General features: G+C 54.7%; 19 protein-coding genes and 6 pseudogenes. 17 read left to right on the top strand and 8 right to left on the bottom strand.

The features are described 5' to 3' along the window. Positions 1-366: 366 nt before the first annotated feature. From KTQ42_RS20050 to KTQ42_RS20040, 3 genes are all read left to right on the top strand, one after another. Complete coding sequence (locus KTQ42_RS20050; RefSeq protein ID WP_217347368.1) at positions 367-1587, top strand: DUF3089 domain-containing protein; 1221 nt, start codon at positions 367-369, stop codon at positions 1585-1587. Between the two features lie 387 nt (positions 1588-1974). Beyond that, the gene (locus KTQ42_RS20045) at positions 1975-2247 is read left to right on the top strand and encodes a hypothetical protein (RefSeq protein WP_217347367.1); all 273 of its coding nucleotides are present in this window, start codon (positions 1975-1977) and stop codon (positions 2245-2247) included. A 315-nt stretch (positions 2248-2562) separates the two neighbouring features. Continuing rightward, complete coding sequence (locus KTQ42_RS20040; RefSeq protein ID WP_349292175.1) at positions 2563-3378, top strand: serine hydrolase domain-containing protein; 816 nt, start codon at positions 2563-2565, stop codon at positions 3376-3378. 338 nt (positions 3379-3716) lie between these two features. Here KTQ42_RS20040 and KTQ42_RS20035 read toward each other — a convergent pair whose 3' ends face one another. Together KTQ42_RS20035 and KTQ42_RS20030 are read right to left on the bottom strand one after the other, a co-directional pair. Beyond that, entirely contained in the window at positions 3717-4286 is a 570-nt protein-coding gene (locus KTQ42_RS20035; protein WP_217347365.1) for a class I SAM-dependent methyltransferase, read from the bottom strand. A 98-nt stretch (positions 4287-4384) separates the two neighbouring features. Next, entirely contained in the window at positions 4385-5524 is a 1140-nt protein-coding gene (locus KTQ42_RS20030; RefSeq protein WP_349292181.1) for an IS110 family transposase, read from the bottom strand. 558 nt (positions 5525-6082) lie between these two features. Here KTQ42_RS20030 and KTQ42_RS20025 point away from each other — a divergent pair. The 10 genes and pseudogenes from KTQ42_RS20025 to KTQ42_RS19980 all read left to right on the top strand — a co-directional run bounded on the left by KTQ42_RS20025 (position 6083) and on the right by KTQ42_RS19980 (position 16833). Further along, the gene (locus KTQ42_RS20025) at positions 6083-6655 is read left to right on the top strand and encodes a DUF2239 family protein (RefSeq protein ID WP_217347364.1); all 573 of its coding nucleotides are present in this window, start codon (positions 6083-6085) and stop codon (positions 6653-6655) included. 86 nt (positions 6656-6741) lie between these two features. After that, positions 6742-7722, top strand: coding sequence for an MATE family efflux transporter (locus tag KTQ42_RS20020; protein WP_217347363.1), 981 nt, complete (start codon positions 6742-6744; stop codon positions 7720-7722). A gap of 5 nt (positions 7723-7727) precedes the next feature. Then, the gene (locus KTQ42_RS20015) at positions 7728-8144 is read left to right on the top strand and encodes a hypothetical protein (protein WP_217347362.1); all 417 of its coding nucleotides are present in this window, start codon (positions 7728-7730) and stop codon (positions 8142-8144) included. Further along, positions 8080-8436, top strand: coding sequence for a GIY-YIG nuclease family protein (locus KTQ42_RS20010; RefSeq protein ID WP_217347361.1), 357 nt, complete (start codon positions 8080-8082; stop codon positions 8434-8436). The genes KTQ42_RS20015 and KTQ42_RS20010 overlap by 65 nt, the downstream gene beginning before the upstream one ends. Continuing rightward, complete coding sequence (locus KTQ42_RS20005; RefSeq protein ID WP_217347360.1) at positions 8433-8780, top strand: hypothetical protein; 348 nt, start codon at positions 8433-8435, stop codon at positions 8778-8780. Before KTQ42_RS20010 ends, KTQ42_RS20005 begins: the two co-directional genes overlap by 4 nt. Positions 8781-9323: 543 nt before the next feature. Continuing rightward, the gene (locus tag KTQ42_RS20000; protein WP_217347359.1) at positions 9324-9737 is read left to right on the top strand and encodes a hypothetical protein; all 414 of its coding nucleotides are present in this window, start codon (positions 9324-9326) and stop codon (positions 9735-9737) included. Positions 9738-9900: 163 nt separating this feature from the next. Further along, positions 9901-10921, top strand: a pseudogene (locus tag KTQ42_RS19995) (IS110 family transposase). 646 nt (positions 10922-11567) lie between these two features. After that, on the top strand, positions 11568-13574 hold the full coding sequence (locus KTQ42_RS19990; protein ID WP_217347358.1) for a PAS domain-containing protein: 2007 nt from the start codon (positions 11568-11570) through the stop codon (positions 13572-13574). 322 nt (positions 13575-13896) lie between these two features. After that, positions 13897-15141: pseudogene (locus KTQ42_RS19985) on the top strand (IS3 family transposase). A 291-nt stretch (positions 15142-15432) separates the two neighbouring features. Then, the gene (locus tag KTQ42_RS19980) at positions 15433-16833 is read left to right on the top strand and encodes a cation:proton antiporter (protein WP_249223011.1); all 1401 of its coding nucleotides are present in this window, start codon (positions 15433-15435) and stop codon (positions 16831-16833) included. 560 nt (positions 16834-17393) lie between these two features. Here the strand turns inward: KTQ42_RS19980 and KTQ42_RS19975 are convergent. Then, a protein-coding gene (locus KTQ42_RS19975; protein WP_217347357.1) for an IS5 family transposase occupies positions 17394-18202 on the bottom strand; the annotation gives its coding sequence in 2 pieces (ribosomal slippage) (positions 17394-17857 and positions 17857-18202; 810 coding nt in all). A gap of 102 nt (positions 18203-18304) precedes the next feature. Between KTQ42_RS19975 and KTQ42_RS24060 the strand changes: the two are divergent. Continuing rightward, positions 18305-19015: pseudogene (locus KTQ42_RS24060) on the top strand (YsnF/AvaK domain-containing protein). Positions 19016-19767: 752 nt separating this feature from the next. Here the strand turns inward: KTQ42_RS24060 and KTQ42_RS19960 are convergent. From KTQ42_RS19960 to KTQ42_RS19945, 4 genes and pseudogenes are all read right to left on the bottom strand, one after another. Beyond that, positions 19768-20097: a hypothetical protein gene (locus KTQ42_RS19960; RefSeq protein ID WP_217347354.1), complete on the bottom strand. Its 330-nt coding sequence runs from the start codon at positions 20095-20097 to the stop codon at positions 19768-19770. Between the two features lie 184 nt (positions 20098-20281). Then, the gene (locus tag KTQ42_RS19955; protein ID WP_217347353.1) at positions 20282-21106 is read right to left on the bottom strand and encodes an EI24 domain-containing protein; all 825 of its coding nucleotides are present in this window, start codon (positions 21104-21106) and stop codon (positions 20282-20284) included. A 340-nt stretch (positions 21107-21446) separates the two neighbouring features. Further along, a pseudogene (locus KTQ42_RS19950) lies at positions 21447-21985 on the bottom strand (DUF1016 N-terminal domain-containing protein). Positions 21986-22518: 533 nt separating this feature from the next. After that, entirely contained in the window at positions 22519-22953 is a 435-nt protein-coding gene (locus tag KTQ42_RS19945) for a hypothetical protein (RefSeq protein ID WP_217347352.1), read from the bottom strand. A gap of 156 nt (positions 22954-23109) precedes the next feature. Here KTQ42_RS19945 and KTQ42_RS24055 point away from each other — a divergent pair. The 3 genes and pseudogenes from KTQ42_RS24055 to KTQ42_RS19935 form a co-directional block, all read left to right on the top strand. Further along, positions 23110-23283, top strand: a pseudogene (locus tag KTQ42_RS24055) (integrase); the annotation flags it as partial. Positions 23284-23544: 261 nt separating this feature from the next. Beyond that, positions 23545-23961: a MarR family transcriptional regulator gene (locus KTQ42_RS19940; RefSeq protein ID WP_217347351.1), complete on the top strand. Its 417-nt coding sequence runs from the start codon at positions 23545-23547 to the stop codon at positions 23959-23961. A gap of 46 nt (positions 23962-24007) precedes the next feature. Continuing rightward, on the top strand, positions 24008-24397 hold the full coding sequence (locus KTQ42_RS19935) for a 4-oxalocrotonate tautomerase family protein (RefSeq protein WP_217347350.1): 390 nt from the start codon (positions 24008-24010) through the stop codon (positions 24395-24397). A gap of 307 nt (positions 24398-24704) precedes the next feature. On the opposite strand, the pseudogene KTQ42_RS19930 reads toward KTQ42_RS19935, so the two are convergent. Next, positions 24705-25142 (bottom strand): annotated as a pseudogene (locus KTQ42_RS19930) (transposase); the annotation flags it as partial. Between the last annotated feature and the right edge of the window lie 213 nt (positions 25143-25355).

Raw genomic sequence — 25355 nt, 5'->3', positions numbered from 1 at the left:
AGCGGCCGGGATCGGCCCGAAGCAGACGTTAACCAGTCGGCCTACTGCCTCGGAATTCCGGGATGCTCCGTCACAAGCTGCCAGTACCCAGGTGGATCAAGTATTTTTAGGGAATTGTATAAGGCGGCCAGTAAAGTTCCTGGGCTTGCCGGTCGCTTTTGGGTAAAGCGGCCGTCTCATGTCGCTGCGCGAAATGACGCAGCGGATGTCCTGCGGCTTTTAATTATCCCGTCAGCAGCAAGGTTATGCGTAGGCGAGGCAATGAGCCCCAACTACAATATTCTTACGTCTATTCCTATATAGACAGGCTTATGATGTCCCTGCGGCACCAGCCCGGTTCCGCGCAATTACAATATTAAGGAAGAAATGAGACAAACCACCCTGCCGATCCCGGTCGGCGCGCTAGCCGCTGTTCTGCTTACAGCCTGCGGCACTGCGCCCACTGCGTCCACCCCGGCGCCTGCCTCGGTGGCGACCGCAGTACCTGCCAAGTCCGCCAGCGCTGGCGGCAACGATTATTCCGACGGCGCTAACTGGCTCTGCCTACCGGGCAGCAGCGATGCCTGCAGTATCAATCTTGATGCCAGCCTGTTCAAGCCGGGCGGCGAGCCAGCCGGGCGCGAGACCTTTCGGGCCGCTATCGCGCCGGCGATCGACTGTTTCTATGTGTATCCGACCATTTCCAACGATCCCATGCCCAACAGCGACATGATCCCCGGCCCGGAAGAAAAGCGCACTGTGGAACACCAGTTGGCTCGATTCGGCTCGGAATGCAGGCTATTCGCACCGGTGTACCGTCAGGTCACTATCCGCGGTTTAACCAGCCACCTCACCGGACAACCGATGGCGATTGATACGCAGATGCCCTACTTGGACGTACTGGCGGCATGGAACCAGTACTTGCGCCTGTACAACAACGGTCGGGGCGTGGTGCTAATCGGCCATTCGCAGGGCGCGCGCGTGTTAAGCGACCTGCTGCGTCAAGAAATTGAAGGTAAGCCGGCTAGTGCGCAACTGGTGTCAGCGCTGCTGATCGGCACCAATATCGGCGTACCAAAAGGCCGAGACGTCGGCGGCACTTTCAGGCAGACGCCGCTGTGCCGTGCGCCCGGACAGACTGGCTGCGTAGTGTCATACGTCTCCTTCCGCGATAGCTCGCCGCCGCCCGCCAACAGCCTGTTCGGTCGACTGGCGGATGGCAACCAAGTCGCTTGTACGAACCCGGCGTCGCTCGCTGGCGGGCCTGGCGTGCTGCGCTCGTACCTACCAACCAAAACCAACCTGATCGGTCGCCCACACGACCATACAGGCTTCGCAATGCTCGCACGCAAGTCAGATGCGCCGTTCGCCAGTCCACAGGCGATTGCCCGTGCCGAATGCGTTCAAGCCAACAATGCCTCCTACCTAAGCGTGACTACTTCCCCGGCCTACACCGCTGTCGGCATCGACATTGCCAGCGACCTGTATTCTGGCGACCGAATCCGCCCAGAATGGGGCACACACTTGGTCGATATCGAGCTGGCGCAGGGTAGCCTGATCGGTGTCGTGCGCAGCCAGGCAGAAGCCTGGAGAGCACGCTCCAGGTAGGCGCGAAGCAATCCGAAAGAGTATAGACGGTGGCGGAGTTGGCAGACTATGGCGGCGATGCTGACTCTGTCGCTATCATTGAAGTATAAGCCGAACCCACTGACTGGCGAACGCGGCGACGCCCCAAAAGGCGCTTTTCAGGAATGGAAATCCGCTTTTGCCTTTTATGACTCGTGAATCGCCACCGTATCTGTAGATGTCTTTGGGTCACCCCATGCTTGCTGATGAGTGGCTCTTTTTTTGCAAACCTGCTACGTCCGTTTTGGGTCGAAAACTTGGCAGGCATGGCGGTTTTCGCCGAGTGGCCTCCCATGCATATATAGTGCACAGACCGCCGTACATAACGGCAGGGGCGGTCCGTATAAGTACCAATTAGACCGAAAGACCATGACAGCGCTTCTGCCTTTCTTGTTTTTGATTTGCACTATTGTGTTTGGCGTTCTATGGGGCGAGCGAACGTCAAAGCCTTTATGGCTTGCTGCGTTTATCCCTTCATTTTTAGCAACTACTGGTGTACTTGTTCCAATCCTACTCAACACACCACCGCAGCGGTGGACAGAGGCGTTAGGTATTATCGGTGGATTTATTCCAGCCATCTGGGTTCTTTATGGAGGCTTAGGATATTTCTCGGCAAAGCGTAACCGACGATCTTCAAACTAAGAAGCGGCTGGAGAGCGTGATGGACTTTGCCTGAGGCTCCGGCTCGCTAGTGCTCAAAGTCTGGTATGGGTCGACATTTGCCGTTCGCCGAACCGCCCGCACTGTCCGTTTGTGAAAGATGGCAGGTCACACTCGAAGCAGACCAAAGGACAAAGGAACACCAGTATCACAAAGCGGGCTGGTATCCCGAGGAGCCCGTGAATTCGATATAGGGCAGCTTTTCTTTTGTCCATGTCATAATTTTCCTATGTATCATGTACTCATACGGAACGGCACTGTACTTTCTCAACGCGGGCAGGATGTCGTGGTTCCTTGGTGGAGCTTTACGAAAACGGTCATTGCTGCCGCAGCACTACTTCAGGTGCAGAACAAGGCGCTGTCATTAGACGAACCGTACATGGAGGACCGTTTACTCTCCGGCAGCTGTTGAGGCACCAGGCAGGACTCCCGGATTACGGAGTCCTGCCTGCCTATCATGCCGCTGTTAACCGCGGCGACGCCCCGTGGAGTGAGGAAATAATGCTGGAACGCGTGGAAGCACAGCGGTTGCGTCACAAGCCAGGTAGCGCATGGTCCTACTCCAATATCGGGTATTGTTACGTACGTCACCTTATTGAGCGTAGTGCAGGCGAGGAATTCGGAATTGCGCTGCAGAGGCTGGTTCTTCATCCGCTGGGTCTTAAACAGGTACAGCTTGCCCGTACAAAATATGATCTCAATGGCGTCGAGATGGGCGAGGTAATAGCTTATGATCCACGCTGGGTGTACCACGGTTTGCTTGTCGGTCCCCTCGGTGATGCGACTCTCTTGTTGCATCGGCTGATGACGGAAAACCTGCTTCGCAAGGATTTATTGATAGCCATGCTCGATGGGGAAACCCTTGGCGGACCGATCGCTGGCCGGCCATGGTTATCTCCCGGATATGGATTAGGCGTCATGGCAGGAAAAGTCAACGGTGGCTTATCGGTGGCTGGACATACCGGCAGTGGACCCGGCAGCTGCATCGCCGTGTACCGTGATATTCGTTCAGGCACGCAATCATGTTGCGCGACATTTTCGGCCGGCTCTCATGTCGGCAGTATTGAAACCGAAGCCGTATGTCTACTCGCGTCAGTGGCACCTAATGGGTGATGCCTTCGTTATCAAAGAAAGGACGGACGGACCGTAGCCCACATTTTGCTGAGCAGCGCAATGTCCTTACGCTCTCGGGGCGGGTCCGCTGCTGAAAGCAGTAGTGGCAAAGTCAGTCGAAATACGGCGAAGACTCGCGCAGCGCAGAGGCAAGCCAGAGGATGTTCCTGGCAATAGTCGAGTGAGATTTCAGCTTTCCTCCATAGGATAATTATCCTGGTGTTGACATTTCGATATGCATTTTATGGACGAGGCACCGCTGCCGGTCGTGGTCATGGCTGTGGTGCCTCATACTCAATTAAACCGTTCTGCTGTTCGCTTCAGGTTCATTTCAGGCGCTAACGCACAGCCCGTGCCTTGACGGCCTCGGTGATGGTCCACAGATAAACGGGCTTGCCGCCGATGCGCACTGTCTTTTGCGGGGGCCATTCCTCGCCCATGTCCCAGATATAAGACACCACCCGTGTACCCGGCTTCAACTGCCGCCATAGTATTGGGCGCAGCTTGCGGTTGACCTGCGGCCATAGGAACAGTGTTACCACGCTCGCTTCTGAAAAATCACTGGTGTAGAGATCACCCACCCTGAATTGTACCTTGCCCTCCACACCTGCGGCCTTGGCATTGGCGTTGGCCTCATCGATCCGGCGCGGGTCGAGGTCGATGCCCACGCCCCTGGCGCCGTTGGCTTTTGCCGCGCTGATAACGATGCGGCCGTCGCCGCTGCCCAAGTCGTACAGCACGTCGTCGCCGGTGACCTCCGCCAACTTCAGCATGGTCTGCACCACGGCTTGCGGTGAAGGTTCGTAGGGAACATCCAGTCCCTGCGGGGGAACCAGCTGTGCCCAGGCTGGTGCGGCCAGCGTCAGCAGCAGCAGAAAACGCCATGCAGGATGAAGTGCCTGTCTCATCGTCAGCCTCGTGCGGTTGCAACAGTAATAGAGATCTTACCGGCCTGCGTCCCGAGCATCATGCCGAATAGAGCAGTCTCCACCGCGACATTGCGCAACTACTCGATTAGCTTTACGGCCGGCATGGCAGGATGCCCTGGCGACGGCGGAACGCGGTCAGCGTGCACACTGCGTGCGACCGTTCGATAGGGAGGGTCGAGATCATCTTGGTGCGGCGCTCGGCCGAAGTTTTTGCGTTCCAAAAGTTTGCAGCGGCCAACCTCAAACGGCTTGCCGTCCTTCATGATGTGGTAGCACGCTCGAGCCAGCTTGTGGGCGAGCGCTTTCGTGGCGACTGCCGTGTTCGTTTTTGCCTTCTTGCGCTTGTAGAACCGTCGTGCCTGATTGTTATAGCGCCGCGCAAAGTTGGCTGCTTCAATAAATGCCCAGGCCAGATACTTGTCGCCGTTCTTGGTGTTGCCTTCGCCTTTTTTCTTGCCATTGCTGGAGTGTTCGCTGTCCAAGCACCGGGCATACGACACGAAGTTGCCCACCTGCTTGAAACGGTCGATCGGGCCCGTCTCCAGCAGAATGACTGGCGCTAACATCTTGCCGATCCCTGGCACACTCCGGAGCAGTCGGTATTCTGCGCTGGATATGACTCGTTCCTGAATCCGTTTCTCAAGCATTTTGATTTGTTCGCTGATTGCCTTGACCACCGCAACGTTCGCTTTTAGCGCGTATTTGACATCCTCGGGTAGTGGCATTGCGTCAACGTCTTCAGCGTCCAGTGGCATAACTTGGTTGCTGCTGATGCGGCTGCCATACTCTCGCGCGGTGATGTTCTCTGCTGCCAGGATATGTTGGGTGCGGCTACGCACCAGTTGCATGCGCTTTTTCGCCAGATCGCGGGTCGCGCGCAGCTCTGGTGGCAAGATGGAGCCCGTCGGGAGAATGCCAAGGCGCAGCAGGTGAGCCAGGTAGCGAGCGTCCGCTTCGTCGCCGCTGTGTTTGAGCCCTTCGTATTTCTTGATGGCGGATGGATTAGCCAGCTTCACTTCGTAACCGGCGTCTATCAGCCCGTCGACGAGCCAGTGCCAGTTGTAGGTCGATTCCTCAACGACACCAGCCAAGTCATGTCGGTAGGCAGCGAGCAATTGCAATATCCCCGCCAAATCGTTTGGAACACGCTTCTCAAGCAAAACCTTATCGTGGTCATCGATGACCACGATAAGGCAATCATTGGTGTGCAGATTGATGCCGCAGTAGTTTATCTTGGCCTTCGCCGGTTAGTAAAGTAAGGCAGAGACTTACTCTACGCCAATGCCTCCTTGGCACTCGGTAGGCCGGCTAGATGATTTCCATTTTCGTCACATCAACAAAGGACCATGCGTAGCTTACCGGCCTTCGGCAAATATAGCTTCAGCTTCCGCAAAGGGTCGAAAGTGCCAGTTGCTGTCAGGCTGGATTTGGCCAGAAGCAGCCAGCTAGTAATACGCATCCACGCGTCCACCAGTTCCGCCGTTCTTATCACCGTTGAAAGTAAGGTCGCGAGAGCCTCTCCAAAAGCCACGACGTCTTGCGAAGTGATCTCAAACTTAACTTGACTTGAGTTGCCGTCCTGCGCGAAACAGCGCAGCGGGATTCCGCACCACAGCAGTGACTTTAAGTGTGCTAAACATTCCTCAAGTGTCCCAGTGCAAGAGATGGCTCGGAGGAGCAGGACGGTACTGGCCTCAATGTAAAGCCCATCCGGCAAGCGGTATTTTACCCGGGTATTATTGACTCATTAATTTCACCCGGGTAGAATTCCTGGCATGAACCAAGCCACATCACTTACTTACACCGCTTTCTTAGATGGGCATTTCCTCTCCACCGGTCCACTGCAGAAGGTAGCAGTAGCCATGCTGCGGGCGCATTCAGCGCAAACCGGGGGGCATCTGCTGGTCTTTAGCAACGTCAGCGGCCAGTCGGTCGACCTGGACCTGCGCGGCGGCGAGGAAGCAGTCGCTGCGCGCTACACCGTGGCTGCACCAACGCAAGCGCCCAAGGGCCGAGGTCGGCCTAAGCTCGGCGTCGTCGCGCGGGAAGTAACGCTGCTGCCGGAACATTGGGACTGGCTCGCGGCGCAACCAGGCGGCGCCTCCGTGGCCTTGCGCAAGCTCGTGCACGAAGCGCGGCGCAACGGCGGCAACCGGAACCGGACACGCCAGGCGCATGAGCGCGCATATCAGGCTATGTCGACGCTGGCCGGCAACCTTGCCGGCTTCGAGGAAGCATCGCGGGCGCTGTTCGCCGGCGACTACGAGCGGCTAGTGGCGCAGATGGCCACATGGCCGGAAGACGTGCAGGCCTATGTGCAGCAGCTTGCTGAAGTGCCAACCGCCTAAGCCGGACTCCTTCTCATCTTTAACCGGCGCGGCTTAGGGCTGCAGCGCTGCGGGCACATGCACGCCCGCGATCCACAGGAGCTTTCATGAACGAGCGGGAAACGACACCCTGCGCCGGACCGGCGCCGACGCTGCGCAAGCACTACCTTGCGCTGCTAACCCCCCTTATTCTGACGCACGCGCTCCAAAGCGCGGGCGGACTGCTCGATGGCTTCTGGCTCGGACGCCTGCTAGGCGTACGCGGCATCGCGACGGCCGCGTCATTCTTTCCCGTGTTCTTCTTGCTGCTGTCGCTGATCATCGGAATCGGCGCCGGCGCGACCATCCTTGCTGGGCAGGCATGGGGCGCGCGTGACACTGCACGGGTGCGGCGGGTGGGTACGACGGCCTTTGTGGCCGCTCTTGGCTTCGGGCTCGCGGTCGCGCTGGCCGGTGTGTGGACTGCGCCGTGGTTGATGCAAGCTCTCGGCACGCCGCCGGACATCTTGCCGGGTGCAACCCGCTATGCGCGTGCCATGTTGCTGGTGATGCCCTGCGTGTTCGTCGCTTGGGCGGGCCTGTCTCTGAGCCGCGGCACCGGCGACGCGCTCTCGCCAATGTGGTCCTTGCTGGCCGCTACGCTGGTGGGTGCGGTGTGCACACCGCTGCTCATTGCGGGCACGTCTTTGGGCGCGGCTAGCGTAGCGGTCTCAGCGCTCGTCGCCCAGCTGGCTGCGCTAACTGTATTGATTTGGCGCTGGCATCGAGACGGCCATCCGCTCGCCCCCGGTGCCGGATGGAGGGACTGGAAGCCGAGTGCGAAAATCGCCAAAAGCATGCTGCGCATTGGCCTGCCGGCCGCATTGCAGATGCTGGCGATGGCGCTTGCCGAGATGGTGCTGCTTGGCCTGGTGAACCGTCATGGGTCGAGCGCGACCGCTGCCTATGGCGCGGCGACGCAGATCTTAGGCTGGGTACAGTTTCCGGCGATGAGCCTGGGCATTGCCGCGGCGATCTTCAGCGCACATGCAGTTGGCGCGGGACGGCGCGAAAGGCTGTCGGCGATTGTGGGGCGGGTCTGCGCCTGAACGCCGTGGTCACCGTGCTGTTCGCTGTCGCTGCACACCTGCTCGCGCCGTTCGCGTTGTGCATATTCCTCAAACCCGGGCTCGTGCTGGAGCAGGCGGTCGCCGTCGTGCGCACCGTAGCCTGGAGCGTGGTGCTGCTTGGATGGAGCAACGTCCTGGTGAGCACGATGCGCGCAAGCGGCGCAGCGCTAGTGCCTGCGCTCTTAAGCATGGCTGCAATCATTGGCGTCGAACTGCCGGTTGCCGTGGCGCTGGAAGCACGCTTCGGCCTGACAGGCGTGTTCTGGGCATGTCCTACCGCGTTCCTGGCCATGCTGGTGATGCACGGCCTCTACTACCTTCACAAGGAGAAAAAAGATGGACTCTTCCGCCAACCAAGCCTCGCGCTCGGCGCGGCGGGCGGCCGCGCGCCAGGCGCGTGATACCTTCCCACCCATGGGCATCTACGTTATACGCGACCGCGCGAGCAGTCACCTGCTGCTCGGCGCAAGTCGCAACGTGCATGCAACGCTGAATCGTGCTCGCTTTGAACTGCGCATGGGCAAGCATGCAGACCCCCTGCTGCAGGCCGCGTGGAATCGCAGCGGCGCGGATGGACTTGCCTTCGAAGTGCTGGAACTCGTGAAGGAACGTGAGGATGCGGACTTCGACTACGGAGGCGAACTGAAAGCGCTGGAGCAGATCTACCGCGAACTGCAAGGGTTGACGCGATGAGCGAAAAAGCCATGCAAGCCTGCCTGGAGCGGCACCTAGAGCACGCGGCCCTGGTGTTCGTGCTCGACGACGCACTTGGCACCCATCACGGCCTATCGTGGGCCGACTTCGTGCTGCTGACGGTGCTGGATGCTGCCGGCGGCGCTGTGCCCATGAAGGAGCTGGCGTGCACCTTGTGTACGCCGGCCTCGCACTTGCTGCTGCGGCTGCTGCCATTAGAAAAAACCGGGCTGGTTGAGCGCGCTCCAGACTGCGACGGCAAGCGCCGAGCCACGCTGCGCTGGCAAGGCCGGCTATTGCTTCGCGAAGCGCGGGAAACGGCTACGAACGTCTGTGCCTCCTGATTTCACCTCGGCGCCCACGTATCGTGGAACGAGTCCGATCCGGGACATGCGGACCTGCGTGCCAACGACCGTCCAACGAATGTCAGCGTTAGGTCGATCTTTCGCGTTCCTCCCAGAGCCACAACTGACTATCCTTCGTTAGTTTCATTCCCTCAGATCGGCGAAGAACCTATGACGTTGTTGGAGGCGTTGGATGATGTTTCCGTTGTCCCGCCAATCAATGGGTCCTTTCCTCCTGGGGCAGAAAATGCCCACGCGTATCACGGCCTACGGCGAATCCGGATAGCTGCCTCCCGCAGGCGCATCGTCCGTTGCTTGGGGCACCAGCGCCGGTTCTTCTTTCTGGGAGTGCGGCACCAGCGCACGGTGTCACACGTTACAATACTGTTCGTATTCTGGGATGCGGACCTGGTCGTGTGGCGGGAGAAACCGGACTGCATCGTATTTTTGCTGGCAAAGCATGCGTGATCAGCACTGCCTCGAGCCCATACGGCAGCGCTGCCAGGGCGATAAACGTACTACTGGACGATTCCACAAAAAGAAATGCTGAGATATCTGCAGATCCACCCCCAGCAAGCACTATCCGATTTGGATAATACGACGCCATTCAAGGCGATCCTGATCATTGAAGAGACAGTGCCAGAAACCTGGTATTGGGAAGTATGCCGCTGGCTAGCCAAGACCACATGCCGCCATGCGGTGTTAGGGGGCAGGGATTGTACTGAGTGGGCCGAGTCGCTTGAAGACGCCAATATGGAGGCATTCGATTACGAAGCGATCCCGGACGACCGGCTGCTTGTTGCCACGGCAATGGAAGGGGAAGAACTCGATGAGGTGTTTTGGTTTGCCAAACACCGAGCCACACATCCGGCGCATGCATTGGTCGATACTGTGATTCTGCACGTATCCGGAAAACAGGAGAAGGAACGTTTTGAAAATGCGTATAAGGCAGTATAACCGGTCAAGTTGTATCGTTCGCCAAGCCATCGTCAGTGACTGCTTTGAAAAGGAAGAAGACTGAAAGCAATGGGATGGACTCCTCCTCCCCGAAAGGGCACCGTGGTGCCACACTGGAGTTTCTACACACCAGTCGTAGAAGAAGGAGTCCACCAGAAAGCTTATTCGCGTTAGGGTCGATTTGGCAAAGAATGTCTTTCAAGTCCACGGTGTTGATCGTACCGAGAAGCCTGTCTGGCGTAAGAAGCTGAGCCGTACTGACTGGGTGAAGGCACTGTTGGAGAGAATCGAACCGGGCTGTGAAATTGGCATGGAGGCCTGTGGAGGTGCTCATCACTGGGCGCGCCAGTTGCAGGCCCATGGCTATACCGTCAAGCTAGTTGCGCCACAGTTCGTCAAACCTTACGTCAAAAGCCATAAGAACGACGCCAATGACGCTGAAGCCATTTGTGAAGCGATGAGTCGGCCTAGTATGCGTTTCGTAGCGGTTAAAACGGTCGAGCAGCAAGATATCCAGGCTGTGCATCGTATCCGGGCTGAATTGACCAGCCAGCGCACCGCCAAAGGCAATCAAGTTCGCGGCTTATGCTTGGAATATGGACTAGCCGCTCCGCGAGAATTAATGCAGTTGCGAGCAGCTATCGCGTATTGGTTGGGGCAAGACGAATGGATTGAGCAGCCGGTTTCGCCGCTTGCTGACAGGTCTCTGGGAGGATCTTCTTGGGTTTGATAAACGGCTCCAGAAACTGGATGCCGAAATCGCACTCATTGCAGAAACGGATCCAGCCGCCAAGAGGCTGCAGCAACTTCGGGGAGTTGGCCCCATGATCGCCACGGCGATGGTGGCCACGGTCGGCAGCGGGACACAATTCGCCAACGGGAGGCAAATGGCAGCCGCACTGGGCTTGACACCGCGCCAGAACAGCTCCGCTGGCATGGAGCGCCTGCTTGGCATTAGCAAATGGGGCGATGCTTATCTACGCATGTTACTAATTCATGGCGCACGTTCGATGATCCGGTCTGCCGGGCCAAAGAAAGACCGGCTCAGCCAATGGGTCATGCGCCTCGCCAATATACGGTACAAGAATGTCGCAGCGGTTGCTCTGGCAAACAAGACTGCACGCATTGCCTGGGCAATGATTATGAAAGGTTCAGATTACCAGCCTAGCAGGGTGACAGCTTAGGCAGCAGAACAGAAGTGCTTAACAAGGAATAGTGTCCAACCACGATTGCAAGACAAGCCGTTGATGGCTAACAGGTCGAACCGGCGCTGGTAAAACCCGAAAATGTCTGTTGCATTAAAGTCCGAGAAAGCGATAGGGAACCGGCGCGCGAATAGCCCATTATGGTCGAGCACCACTACAGGTGCAGCAGTCAGAGACTGGATATACGTGAGCAATCGTACCTAACGCCAAAAAACGGATTGTTTGCAAACGAGGAGGGTCCATATACGGACATTTTATCGGTTGAAATCAAGGGAGCATGATAGTCAAAAGCAAACTCTGAACTCTTTTAAAACAAGCCATGGAATTATCTTGTACACGCTGTGGAAGAGTGTTTTTTAGCATCGTCCTAAGACAGGACTTTCTATATATGTTGTTTATTTGCATATAAATAGTGGAGCATTGCGGCCACCAACACTGATGTTTTAAAACTACATGGTGCCTCGTTTGTTACTGCCTAGGCTGCGATATAATTCCCATGAAAACTTTAGGGTTTTTAAAAGTGACGACTCAGCATTACCTAAGAGCAATGCATTGGCAAAAAACCTGTTATTGATCTGCTGGCGTCCATCAACACCATTTCTAGCGTCCAGCTTTCTCTTTTCTTATGCCTAACAAACATTTTTCCTGTAATCCACCCTCACCTGATGAACTAAACCAGATTGAGGATTGGAAGATACTGCATGAACTAAGTATTGCACTGTTGAAACCTTGTCCCCTCCGCTTTAAGTTGGAAAAAGTGCTACAAACTGTTGCGCAATTTCATTCCGCACCGCGCGGTATTGTCTCTGTTTATGACCCAAAAACAGAAACGCTGAAAATCACAGCCAGCTTGGGTATGAGTCAGGGCGCCCTTGATGCCATTGACGGAATGCCATTAGGTGTCGGAAGTTGTGGAAAGGCTTTTGTTGAAAAACACCGTGTCATTGTGGAGGATTTATTGGCCGACCAAGACTACGCGGAATTTCATGCACTCGCAAAGCTTGAGGGAATTGGCGCACTCTATTCCACGCCATTTTTTGATTCGAAGGGAAAGGCGTTCGGTACGCTCACTGTCTATTTTGATACGCCTCACTGCCCTACACAGAGGGAGAAGCGCCTGGCAGATATTTGCGCTGGAACCATAGCCCTTTTTTCCGATCGCGATCGGACTGAAACTATGTTGCGCCACGAGCGCGACCGCTGCAATCAGATTCTGTCTGGCATGGCTGAGGGCATATGTATTATCGATTTTGAGTTCCGGGTCTTGGAGATGAATGCGGCCGCCGTCAGAATTAACAAACGCTCCTTACATGAAATGGTGGGCCGAAGTCATTGGGATTTGTGGCCGGAGACAACAAATTCCGAAGTTGGGCACATGTATCGCAAAGCGATGAAGGAACGTGTGAGGGTTCAACTGGAAAATCGATGGGAAGACCCGAGCGGAAAGGTTGGCTGGTTTCAGCTTACCGCTGTACCGGTCGACGAAGGACTGGCGTTGTACTTAACTGATATTACCGAGCGTAAGACTAGTGAAGAAGCGCTCCGCGCAAGTGAACAGCGTTATCGCATTCTTAGTGAAACGGTTTCTGAAATTGTATGGCGAACGGATGGGGAAGGCACTCCTCTGGACAACCTGGCGTCGTGGAAAGTATTCATGGGCCAACCTGTGGAATCCGACATCCACTGGTGTGACGTTGTCCATCGAATGGATCAGCAAACTGCTTTACATTCCTGGCGTGAAACGGTTAAATCCGGCGAGCCAAATCAATTTAGCCTGCGCGTGAAGACCGTTTCAGGAACATTTCGTTACTTGTTGGTGCGTGCTGTACCGCTAAAGAACGGCGAAGGGAAAATCATTGAGTGGATCGGTTCTTGTGAAGACATCACCGATGCCAGAAGTCATGAAGAAAACCTTCGCACGATGAATGAGCGTAAGGATGAGTTCCTTGCAGTTTTAAGCCACGAACTGCGCAATCCACTATCCGCAACCCGCATGGCAGCACAATTACTGGAAACTCCATCGGTTACACCAGCAAAAGTCGCGCACTTGGCACAGGTCATTGGCAGGCAGGTCGGTCACATGTCACGTTTAGTTGAGGACTTGCTCGACGTTACAAGAGTTTCGCAAGGTCTTGTCGTGTTAAATAAGGTGCCTGTTGATTTACGTACCATTGTAGTTAATGCAGTCGAACAGGTGCGTCCGATGTTTGTAGCGAAGAATCACGTGCTGAATATCAACCTGCCAGAAGAGCCTTGTATACTAGAAGGCGATCGAATCAGGTTAGTGCAGGTAATAGCTAATCTATTAAGTAATGCAGCACGTTACACTCCGCTATCAGGGAGCATTGTTATAGGCATTACATCCAATTCAAGCATGTTGAAAGTGGTTATTATTGACAATGGCATTGGCCTCGATCCAGAAACTATCGTAGACCTTTTCGACTACTATGTACAAGCCCAGCGCTCTACTGACAGAAAGAATGGCGGCCTGGGGCTTGGTCTGGCATTGGTCAAGAGCCTTATTGAACTTCACGGCGGTAGCGTACACGCTTCGAGCGATGGAGTAGGACTCGGCAGTACCTTTTCTGTCGAATTGCCGAGATTAAGTCCAAGCGATAAAACTGCAGTTTGAAATTAGCGATCAGTTAAAGAGTCGGACCGGCTTCTACACTCCCGGAAGGAGTTCGCCAGAAGCAGTATTTCGGGAAAACGAAGCTGGAATGGATATGCTTTCTTACGTGTTATGTTGTACTTTCGCACCATTGTTTTCAAAGTACCAGGTTAACTTATAGTTTCTCCATTTTGTCACCTATCTGAGCTTGAGCACGCTAACGGCCGCTTCACGCCCTGAGATAGTCCGTCAAGTGATTTAGGACGATGGAGTTAGCAGCTGAAGTAGCCCCTGATTCCCCGGACCGTCGGTATTCCTTAAACTGACGACTAGGAATACTGCTATGGATATGCCTATGCCTTCGGGAAGAAATCAGCAAGTGGAAGTCATTACCGGGGTCCAGCGGCGCAGACGCTGGACCCCGGAACAGAAACTGGAATGGGTCAAGCGCAGCATGGAACCGGGTATGTCGGTGTCCCTGGTGGCTCGGGAAGCGGGTATCACCGCCAGCCAGCTGTTCCAGTGGCGCAAAGCCTATACAGAAGGATCGCTGGTTGCCGTGGGTGCCAATGAGCCCGTGGTGCCAGCGTCTGAACTGCAGGATGCAATGAAGCGCATTAAGCAACTGGAAGCGGCATTGGGACGCAAGACCCTGGGGAATGACATCCTCAAGGAAGCAGTGGACCTTGCCAAAGCAAAAAAGTGGATTGCGCGCTCGCCGCTGTTGCCCGGGGACGACCAATGAGACTGGTGTGTTCGACCCTCGGCGTGGCGCGCAGTCATCTCGTGGCACTACGCAAGCGTTCTAACGACTGGACTGACCGCCGCACGGCACGCAGCCGTGCCGATGACACCACCCTGTTGGAAGACGTTCGGCAAGTCATTCATGGACTCGGCACGTATGGCTATCGTCGGGTATGGGGCGTATTGCACCATCAGCATCCCAGACAGAACGGGCAGCCTCCTAACCACAAGAGGGTCTATCGCGTCATGCGTGACCATGGCCTGCTACTGTACCGTCACAGCCAGCGACCCATTTCTACCCGCCGGCATGACGGCAAGGTAGCGGTCGACACCAGCAATACACGATGGTGTTCGGATGGCTTTGAAATCGCTTGCAACAATGGCGAACGGGTGCGCGTTGCCTTTGCGCTGGATTGTTGCGACCGTGAGGTCATGAGCTGAGTGGCGACGACGAAAGGCATTGACGCTGGGCTGGTGGGCGACTTGATGATGCAGGCAGTGGAATATCGGTTTGGCCGTCACGCCATTGCGCCATCGGAAATCGAATGGCTATCGGACAATGGCAGTTGCTACACTGCTGCCGAGACCCGTTCATTTGCCAGTGCGTTGGAGTCTCAAGCTGGTGACCACACCGGTTTCCAGTCCGCAGAGCAACGGCATGGCCGAGAGCCTGGTCAAGACCATCAAGCGCGATTACGCTAGGCTGGCATTACGTCCGGATGCCAAAACGGTAATGCGGCAACTGGCAGATTGGTTTGAACATTACAATACAAAGCACCCGCACAGCGCACTAAAATACCTGCCGCCACGCATGTTTATAGAAAAGCGAGCCTTGATTAACTAACGCCGATGGTACGGGAATATAGGGACGAGACCAGTCTTCGACTACAGAAGCACGACAGTTAACTTCAAAAGGGGCCGCAGAGGCGGCCGCGACATTTTTAAACAGAGGCTTGCATGAAAATCACCTGGGTCGCGCCGTCGCAGAGCGTGTTTCGTGAGTTAAGGCGGCAGGTACATATCCCTTTGCGATAAAAAGCGGGCCACTATTGTTCTAGGGTACCGGCAGCATCACTCAGGCGTTGAGTAACGACGACTGGCTAGCTCATCTGCAATGCATCGACCTCCAAAGGCAATGCGTGCGATCAACGCATCTTCCATTATTCTTTTAGACCTTGAAGTAAAACGGGATGATGAAGGTCTTATAGACTCGAACATTTTCCGCGAGCGGTCCTTTACGATGACCAATGCCAACTGGTTCATGTTAATTGGCGTTTTGATGCTTGCTCGTGGCCTAGCCGCGACGACGATCACGCGCCTTCCGGTAACGTCGGCCATTTTTTATTTGACGGTCGGCCTCCTACTTGGGCCCACATTCCTTCATATCTTCGCATTTGATCCGCTAAAGCAATCAGCCATGCTTGAAGTGGCTACCGAGATTGCAGTGCTGATCTCATTGTTTTCTGCCGGCGTCAAAATGCCGGTACCGGTGACATTCAAGCGATGGGCGGCGCCAGTGCGCCTTGCTTGGGTCTCGATGACGATCACAGTAGCGTTGGTCGCTGCTTTCTGCTATTTCGTCTTTAGTCTCCCGCTAGGGGCTGGTATTTTGCTGGGCGGGATACTCGCGCCGACAGATCCGGTATTGGCAACTGATGTCCAGGTCCGGCGCGCCGGGGACAGCGACGAGCTGCGTTTTATGCTCACCTGCGAAGCTGGCATGAACGATGGCAGTGCGTTCCCATTTGTCATGCTGGGCCTTGGCATGCTTGGGTTGCACCAGATTGGTTCCTTTGGACAGACTTGGTTCCTAGTAGATGTGCTTTGGGCGACGGCTGGTGCCATCCTGATTGGCACGGCATGCGGTGCCGCGTTGGCCAAAGTTGGTTGGATGCTTCGGGGTGCTAAGCCAAAACACGACGTGCTTGATGACTTGGTCGGACTCGGTCTGATTGCTATTGCCTACGGCTTGTGCGTTTCATTGAAAACATGGGGTTTTCTTGGGGTCTTTTTCGCAGGAGTGGCGTTACGCCATACCGAACTGGTTCTTGCCGGAGCGCCGCGGGATAAAGCGGGGGTTCTCGAGTCAGACATGTCCAAGTCAGTGGCTGCGAAAGCTGACCCTGAGCATCAGGCACCACTGACCGTAAGTGCCGAGGCATTGGTTTTTAAAGAACATCTGGAGCGACTCTCTGAGCTCATGCTGGTTCTGCTCTTAGGCGGCATGATCTATCTAGGCGAGTGGAGCTGGCGCGCGGTAGGCCTGGCGGCATTCCTGTTCTTCGTTGCTCGGCCGCTAAGCGTTTTCATAGGGCTCACGGGCACCAAGACCACGTTCCGGCTGCGGGCCATCACAGGCTGGTTTGGCGTACGCGGTATCGGTTCTGTTTATTATCTAATGTACGCGATTCAACATGGGCTACCTGAGAACCTCGCGCGGGAAATGGCTTCGCTTACACTTACGGCCATTATGCTATCCGTATACCTACACGGGATGAGCACCAAGCCGCTCCTTGCACGTTTCTGGCGGGAATAACGGGCATACGTACATCTCGGGTAATCAGAGCTTAGTGATGCGCCAGTGCAGACATCGAAAAAACTGACTTGATGAGGCTAATTGAAACGCCTGGGAAGACAGAAGTGGGTCGCCTTTTGGCAGTCACTCTATTTTTGACAATGTCCGGTTCCGTATTTCAGACTGATGCTTTCCTGTTACATGCCCTAATCTGCTCAAGTAAAGGGGACGCATTTCGGGGGCTAAACCTGACCGCGTAAAGATTCACCCCATTTATAGCCAAAACAGTTAGTCGACGCCGTCTGGGTTTCATGTAGCAGGCCCAGGGAATTCGTTGTTTACCCAAATAAGTTCCTGCGAGCACCAGCATGCTTTAAAAGTTATGCCAACAATCCTTCAGAACAGGGAAGCTAGTGTTTTGACCATTAAGTACGAATGAATCTGATGCGATTCTTTGATAAATCTGAGTTTACTCGGCGACGACAAACGCTTGCGGGAGTGGCGCGAAGACTTGTCTCTGGGGGCAGTGGTCCATGAAGGCGACATGCCGATCACCAATACGTCAGCGCAGCTAAGAGCGTCTAACAAAATGAGTGTTTCAAAATGCGCCAGCAAATAAGGGCACAGCCCAAGTGAAGGAATGCTTCATGGATCGAGGGTAGTCGTTCGTAGCGTACACGCAGTCGCCGGAACTGATGCAACCAGGCGATAGTGCGTTCCACCACCCACCGGGTCTTGCCCAAGTTGCTGCCATGCGCAGTTCGGCGTTTGGCAATCTGGTGTCCGATGCCGCGTTGCTCCAATGCCAGTCGGTGTGCACGACTGTCGTAAGCACGATCAGCCTGAACGGATTTGGGCTTTTTCAGTGGCCGCCCGCGCTTTCCTCGGATCGGGTGGACGCCATCGACCAAAGGCAACAACTGCGTTACGTCATGCCGGTTAGCCTTGGTCAGAATGACATTGACCGGGATACCCTCCGCGTCGACGAGGAGGTGGTGCTTGCTGCCCGCCTTACGGCGATCGGTTGGGTTCGGTCCAGTTTTTTTCCGCCATGCACAGCACGTACGGACGAACTATCGGCAACGACACGGGAGAAATTGAGCTTATCGGCGCCACGCAGTTTATCCAGCAGCACACGGTGCAGCTTGCGCCATACGCCGGCCTTTTGCCAGGCACGCACCCGGCGCCAACAGGTCATGCCAGAGCCACACCCCATTTCCTGCGGGAGCATCTCCCACGGAATTCCCGACTGCAAAACAAACAGGATGCCCGTCAGCACGCGCCTATCATCTAGGGGCTTGCGGCCGGGATGCGTCTTGCGCCGTCGCCTGGCTGGAAGCAGTGGCTGCACTATTTCCCAAAGTTCATCATCAACCAGTTCGCGTACCATATTGCCTCGCCACGATAATTATCGACGAGTTGGTATGACAGTAAAAATCCCATTTTGTTAGAGGCTCTAAGCACTCCCCAAACCGGGTCGAGTGGTGGGTTCATGGCAGGCGTGGAAAATTTCTTCTCCAACCTCTTTGGCGGTTCGAACAGCGACGATGCTGGCCACTATACCGAGGCCGTGCGTCGCGGCGGTGCAGTGGTGACCGTCACTGTCGAGGATGAAACCAAAGTCGATGCGGCACGTTCTGCGCTGGCCAGCGTGGGCGCTGTCAATATCGAGGAGCACATGGCCGCGTGGCGCAACACTGGCTATACAGGATACCAGAAGAACTCTCCACCCTTTACGGCAGGTCAAGTCGCTGAAGAGCGTGCCCGGGTAATTCCGGTTATCCAAGAGGACTTGGAAGTTGGCAAGCGCCAAGTCGATATGGGTGCAGTCCGCATAGTGTCGCGATTGGTAGAGACGCCAGTATCTGAAAACGTTACCCTTCGCGAAGAGCACGCGACGATTGAACTGCGCCCCGTGGACCGCCCTGCAACCGAAGCCGATTTGAGTGCGGCGCAGTCCATCGAGGTTCGTGTGACAGCATAGAAGGCAGTCGTCAGCAAAACGGCGCATATAGGAGAGGAAGTGGTAGTTGGCAAGGAGGCAACGTCCCGCACGGAGCAAATTTCCGACACGGTACGCAGCACGGTGGTCGACGTGGATCAGACCTCAGGATCGCAGCGAAGCGGCTTGGATCTCGACCAAACCTCGGGCACGACCGGCAGGTCGACGGTTGATATGAACGTTCCGAAGCGGGGAAGCTGACCGGCAAGCCGGTGTCGCGGCGAGGCCGCTGATAGTCATGCGCCTCGTTGCATCGCGGAAGACTTACAACTTTTTTGTTTTTGCTGGCTGACGAATGCGCAACGGTCCGGCATTTGTCTTTCCAAACGTCCCATGGTGAGGCGCCTGTTTTTGGTGGTGGACAGGATCGGATGACGACGCAACAACGGCACCCTTTACCGGCTATCGGGTGCGTACCAAGTCGTTGCCCAGCAAGTGAACGTTGGCTGTCTTGGTCCAGGCCAACATCCAAAGGCGGGCCTTGCGTCGTTCTTCCTTGGTTTGCGCGGTCATCAGGTTATCGAACGCCAACTTCGCACGCGTAATCGCATAGAGGTGATTTTGCCTAGGATTGCGACCAGATGTTTTCATGAAAGAAAAAGGGAAAAGTCCGCTGAGCGCAATCTCAGCAAGCGCTGCAAATGCATTTGACCGGGCAACGACAATCGGCGCCCAGCCTACTGCCTTCCAGCTAGGCGAACCTTATCGCTGCGTATGCCGCTTTTTGCAGATCGACCAATGCGTAGACGGCGTCTCTATGCGGCGTCGGGATGTCGGTAAGGCGGCCGAGCTCCACCACCACTCCCATCACTGGCCTTGCCTGTCTAATGGCTGGTAGTGCATAGAGCCGGCGACAAGCACACCTTCCGCGTTCGGCACCTGGCTCTTACTGATGAGGTTTCAGTGCCAAACGGCCCATGTCGGCAAAGCCTGTGACCTTTTGGCGTCTGGGCTTAGGAGCCGATCTGCGCCTGGTGGAATTCGGCCCAATTGGTCGTTCGCCTGGTGCCGGTTTGCACCAGCGTATCGTAGCAGCGTGCTTTTGTGGTCTGGATTGCAGCAATCAGGAAGTCAGGATCGTACGCTTTCAACAAATGCGTCTGGTGCATAGTCATGTACGCGAGGATGCGCTCCCTTTCTTGGCTTTCCGCCAGCACGTTCTCGTAAACCGCCTCATCCCAATGCCATTTCAAACCGAGCTCATAGAAGGCAGCGTTATATGCATCGCGGTGAACATCGGCGGCGGTGTCTGCAGCGTGGTGGATCGCTTGAAGATTTGACATGGGAGACTCCTAAGAGATGTGGTGTAGAAGGGTCCGCTAACGTGTTTGCGTTTGGTGTAGAGCCATACTAGAAGCATCTATGGATAAATGATACTTAAATATTTTAATGGAATTCATTCGGGATCGTTTATACATAGGTAGGCGCTACTGCATGGCTTCGTCTAGCCAAGCCGGGAGAGATGATTTAAGCGTTCGGAACAGTCGAGCGCATTTTCACCAACGCCCTCATGCACAGATGGCAAACACTTGCGCCTAAGATGGCTGGAACAAACAATCCTGCTAGTGGAATCAGCAGCAGACCTGTCACCGCTATGCCAAGTAGCAGCATCGGAAGACGCATCGCCTGCACGATCGTGCGGCGTTCTTTAACCGTAGCAAGATCTTCCAAAGCGTCATTCACCAAGCTACGCACATTCAGATAACTGGCCAATAAGGAGAATAAAACTCCGCCCAGCACAGGAATAACCAGCAGCAGTAAGCCCCCAGCTAGAATGATCAACATCTTTAACGAAGAAAGGGCGTTGAGGCTAACACTCGCTTTAACGCCCAAAGACGGAAAGGAATAATGTTTCAGGCACTGCTCCTGCACGCGGCTCATGAGAAAAACCTCTAAATAGACGCGCATGCTGAGCATGATCAGCAATACAAGACTTGCGGTGATCAGCAAGACTTTCACTGCGTTTACCATTGGCATGGTGATCCGATGGAGTGCTCTCTCTGGCACGGAAACGGCGGTCGGTACTGACGTCGCGACGTCTCTTCCAGCGCCCCCACCGTCAGGCCAGACCAGCGAAAGCAGCCCATTCATTGCCCACTTCGCTGCGATGTCGGACCATGTCCATAGGTCGCTGCGCCAGACAATGAATACGCTTAGCCAGACTGCAAAGGCTACCAAACCTGCCATGATTGACATCAATGCCAGTCGGGGCCGCATGCCGTCGCGCAGACCCAATGCTAAGCTGACACCGACTTCTGCAACCGATGACGTCGGTCGGTGTATGGCGTTCAACAAGGCGTCCCGGGACGCAGGCGTTAGCACGGCTAGCTCCCTCGAGCTTTGCCTGCACATGAGGCGACTGGCGATTTTTGTGGAGATCTACGCTCGTAGGCCACTCAGGACTCGTCTTGGATGGGATAGCACAGGGAGCCTCGCCACGAGGCGCCGTAAGATTGTATAGGCAGACATTAGGATTTCGCCCTCTCGCTCCTTGACTGCCCTGTCTTGAGCTCAAGAAGACCCGGCCTTGCCTCCGGCGCACAGTGCCGGCCGTACCCTCGGGCTACATCCACAAAACTGATGTCCCAATTCTGAATGACTAGGGTTTGCACCTCCGTGCGGTACCTCACACTCAGGAGGATATGTTGTCCCGTTCCTGGGCATCCTCAGATAAACCTAGAAAATCGAAGATGTATGGATCTTTCAGGGTTGCATGGGCCAAGTCAGATTGTAAGGGCGGCAACCGTGTCGCAAAGTTGGTAGAAGCTGCTCCTTGGCGCTGCAGTAGGCGCGTTTCTATTTGCATCACCAAGACGTTACGAGACCAGCTATGTTCAATCGCTTTTCGGGCATACCAACGCCGCTCCATGACACTGTCAAGCTTATCGAGTAGAGCGATCTGGTGATACCAAGGCAGTTGTGCAAGCACCGCTTGCACAATTGCCTCGTCTGGCCAAGCTTGTGCAAAAGCGCGGATATACTTCAGATTACGTGGGGAAAAACCTTTCATCGCAGGAAAGGATGAGACTAAATCACGGGAGAGTTGGTCAATTACTTTTGCCCCCACCTTTGGTGCTGCTGGCGGTCCAAAATTTGCTGACCAATTTGCCAATAAAGCAATACGAGTTCTTGGTTGACGGTAAGCGACGCTCTTTGCTGAGCGGTAGCAATACGTTTCTTTACACTTGCTAACTAATCAACATATCCATTCAGAAGATCCAGATTAATATTAGGCATCTCAATGATTTCCCTAATAGCTTCAATTTACATTTTTCAAGTCCTAGCTGTCGTTAGGTTCGAAGTTGCATCAAGCATTTTAATGAGTATAAAGAAACAAAAGGGAGCCCCATCTTCCCTCATTTTGTTATGATTCTAGGATACAGCAGACTGCAGAAATAATTATGTGTGTATATAAGTTGCTGAAGCAGCTCGCACTGTGCTGCATCAGAATGGGGAAAACTAACGCTGGAAATGGTTCACAAAGCTCAAGTGAATCAGGCCCCACTTAAGACCGAGCGATTTCTGCCCAAACCAAAGGGGCCACCTCTCACTACACTGAACTGCATTGGCCAACACACACTAAAACCGGTGGCCAAAACTATGGGAAGCTTTTGCGAGAACGGACTAGACGAACGCTAGGTTGCCTTCAGCGGGCGTTTTGGGAGCTGTTTTAGAGAGACCTGAGACAGACCTGGAGATTATTGCTAGCCTGCCTCACGGTCGGCGGGCAGGGTGGGGTTGATGATGCGTGTTGCGCGTTCGTCATACTCATTAGGAGAAGCGCGACCGGCTTTCTTCGCGCGCAGTAAAGCCAGAATATCACCTGCTATTTCGAACGAATCGCTGGTAGACGTGCAAAAGAGGCCGAGGAGTAAAAAACCTAGATCCGCTGGATTTTGGTTGCCTGTTGCATCGAATCTGGCTCGTGCTGCTTCTATTTCGGCGACCATTTCGTCGCGTGCTTGAATTTCCGACAAAAACTCTGCGGTAAGCCCCTCACGGCTGCCGGCGGCCAGCGCGCGCCATAGCCTGCCAGGCGTGCCAGGCTCGTCGCTCAGGTCAACGCCTGCTTTTTTGAGAGCGGCCAGCAACGCCTGCGCATTCTGGTTGATATCTTTGGGATGGATTTTCTTGATCATTGCGGTCTTCTGTGTAGCCGCCGGACGAAACCCGACGCTCCAACAGTATACGCCTTAGGCCATGAAGCTCTAGGGGACGAAGCCCGAAAGAGGTAGCGGTGCTTGCGCAGCTGTCCGTTCCAGCGAACCGAATTCCGCGTCATTGATTGTAGGCGCATCACGACTCGACAATATGCTCGGATCGTTGCTTCGTGGGTCAAATCCAACGGACTCAATTGTGCAGCCTATGAAACCCACACCATGGGTTGGACAAAAGTGACGTTGATCTACCGCCAAATTAAGAACATGCATGCCGTGCAACTGCTGCTGGACCATACCAACTTGGACTGAAAGCACAGAAGTTTGAATACCATAAGCCTAAAGTTTGTATAAGTAGGGGGTTTTCGTCGATACGTCACGGCGAAAACCCCTCAAAATTCACAATAGGCTGATAGCGGACCTTTCCACGCTGCAATCAAGGACGTACGTCGCCCAGAAGCAGCCGGTGAGCGTGTAGTCTACAAAGCAGCCTTTCATTCCAAAGAGAGGATATGTCTAAGGTAAATGTGAAATATAGTTGCATAGCTAACCAATCTTTGATAATGTACATGCATGTTTGATCACTGCCTTTATTTCAACACTACTGCTCTGGCTCGCTTAGTCGAGCGAGAATGGACTAAAGCGTTCAAACCGCTCGGCCTTACGCCGTCACAAGCGTTTATGCTGCGAGTGGTGCTCGAAAAGCCTTCATTACTACAAAATGAACTGGCGAAGGAACTGACTATTTCTCGGCCAACTGCTACGCGAACATTGGACGGGTTGCAAAAATTGGGACTGGTGGAGCGCCGCACAACTGAATCGGACGGCAGGGAGTATGGAATTCATCCAACGGCATTGGCCCAAAAGATGAAAGATCGTCTCAATGCAGAAAGCGCAGCAATCACAAAACGTTTGAAAAAAGATCTGGGCGACACCCAATTTGACGAGATTGTCTCAAAAATGAGAAACATTCGCTCCTCGCTAGAATAAATTTTTTTGTCAATGTAGTTGCATAGCTAACTAAAAGGAGTATGAAATGCCCATCCTTAATGTAAAAGTAAGTGGAGCAAAATCCCCTGAACTGACAAGGCAAATATCTGAGCTTCTGCTTGATCTGACCACGCGTATCTTGAAAAAGAAGAGGGAGGTAACCGCTATCGCAATAGATTACATCGACCCGGATAACTGGATAGTCGGCGGCACATCGCTTAGCGAGCAGCAAAAGCACAGTTTTTACTTCGATATAAAGATTACGGACGAGACCAACACGAAGGACGAAAAGGCACTCTATATTAGAGAAGCTTTTGACGGTTTCGCCAGAATCCTTGGAAGCCTGCACGAGGAGAGCTACATCTACGTTCAGGACGTGCGGGCTGCTTCCTATGGCTTCGGCGGATATACCCAGGAGTATCGCTATCATCATTAGAATCCGCATGCAGCACAAAAGCCTAGCCATCCAAACGGTTGGATGGCCTATTCTGGGGTGTGACCTATATGCACTTAAGCAGGCGCCGGCATTTTGCATTCCGATGACAATAGCGCGTCCTTGTGCTGCAGGCATGTCTAGCAGCGTAGCTACGGACGATCGTGGCTGATCGCGTGAAGCACTTGAATTGAATAACCGCTTTTCGCATCCGGCTACTTCCGCTTAACGTCACGTGAAAGAACTGTAGGCGACGGACGCACGCCGTCCTGACCTGTGCAGGTCATTAAGAATTGCTGTGGGCATACCCTCAAGCCGGCTTGGCGATGAAGCCGAACTTGGTGAGGGCCTTGATCCAGCGAGGTGCGTTGCGTTTGACCGTCAGTGCTTCGTAGTCGGTGGCGCTGTCCCAGTAGTATTGGCCACGCTGGGGCATGAAGAACACGGTACGCAATAGCTTGTGTGCAAGGGCGATGATGGCGCGTTTATGCCCTCGCCGCAGGTACGAGGACTCGAACCTGGCTTTGAAAGCGCAGGTTGTTCGCCTGGCCGAGTGGGCAAATTCGCACAGCAGCCGGCGTACGTAGGGATTGCCCTTGCGCGCCCGGCCAGACTTGCGTTTGCCTGCCGACTCATTATTGCTCGGACATACGCCCGCCCACGAGGCCAGCCGGTCATGGCTGCCGATGGCCGCCATGTCGGTGCCGATTTCCATCAGCAGCAAGGCCGCACCAATGAGGTCGACGCCAACTTAGATGCAGCAACCGTAATTGGCCGGTTCGCTTCGCATGCCGACATCGCGTGCCCGAGGGCAAGGCCAGCCGGGGCTGCGCTGGGATCAAACATGGTCAGCCGCATTGAATGCGCAAAAAATTGTTCATAAGCGTTAAAGTTTTCCAAGATTAATAGAAAAGCGCCAGTGGCCTACTGCACTTTACCATCGGCGGTCGCATACACTGCG

This window comes from Noviherbaspirillum sp. L7-7A (genome assembly GCF_019052805.1).
GTDB lineage: Bacteria > Pseudomonadota > Gammaproteobacteria > Burkholderiales > Burkholderiaceae_D > Noviherbaspirillum_A.
The sequence above is the reverse complement of the archived record's forward strand: the minus strand, read 5'-3'. Positions and strand labels throughout refer to the sequence as shown.